The 649-nt window shown below is 30.5% G+C and carries 1 protein-coding gene and 1 pseudogene; both read right to left on the reverse strand.

What is annotated here, in order from left to right:
- Window positions 1-72: 72 nt before the first annotated feature.
- Complete coding sequence (locus JLZ96_RS25255; RefSeq protein ID WP_201011554.1) at window positions 73-237, reverse strand: cbb3-type cytochrome c oxidase subunit I; 165 nt, start codon at window positions 235-237, stop codon at window positions 73-75.
- 159 nt (window positions 238-396) lie between these two features.
- Window positions 397-540 (reverse strand): annotated as a pseudogene (locus JLZ96_RS25260) (hypothetical protein); the annotation flags it as partial.
- Window positions 541-649 lie beyond the last annotated feature (109 nt).

The raw sequence follows: 649 nt of genomic DNA on the forward strand, positions 1-649 counted from the left end.
TCCAATAAATATTGATGTAAATTGAATTTTTAGTCATAATTTATTTATTGATAATCCGAATATTAAAGGATATCAGTAAATGAATCCTGCAATAATGGCGAAAACTGCTCCTATGGAAAGTACATAATGAAAATGGCCAATGACATAGTATGTATCATGTAGAATAATGTCTAAGGAAGAGTTAGATAGAATAATTCCTGTTAATCCACCTATTGTAAATAGGAAAATAAATCCTATTCTTCATATTATTGCGGGGGAGAATTGAATTTTTGATCCATAAATTGTTGCTAATCATCTAAATACCTTAATTCCTGTGGGGATAGCAATAATTATTGTTGCTGAGGTAAAGTAAGCTCGTGTATCAATATCTAATCCTACAGTAAATATGTGGTGGGCTCAGACAATAAAACCTAATAAACCAATAGCAATTATAGCATAAATTATTCCCAATGATCCAAAAATTTCTTTTTTTCCTCTTTCATTAGTAATAATATGAGAAATAATTCCAAATCCTGGTAGAATTAAAATATATACTTCTGGGTGTCCGAAGAATCAAAATAAATGTTGGTATAGAATAGGATCTCCGCCCCCAGTTGGATCGAAGAATGATGTATTAAAATTTCGATCGGTTAGAAGTATAGTGATGGCT

It is taken from the genome of Rhodococcus sp. NKCM2511 (assembly GCF_014905595.1).
In the GTDB taxonomy this organism is placed as follows: domain Bacteria; phylum Actinomycetota; class Actinomycetes; order Mycobacteriales; family Mycobacteriaceae; genus Rhodococcoides; species Rhodococcoides fascians.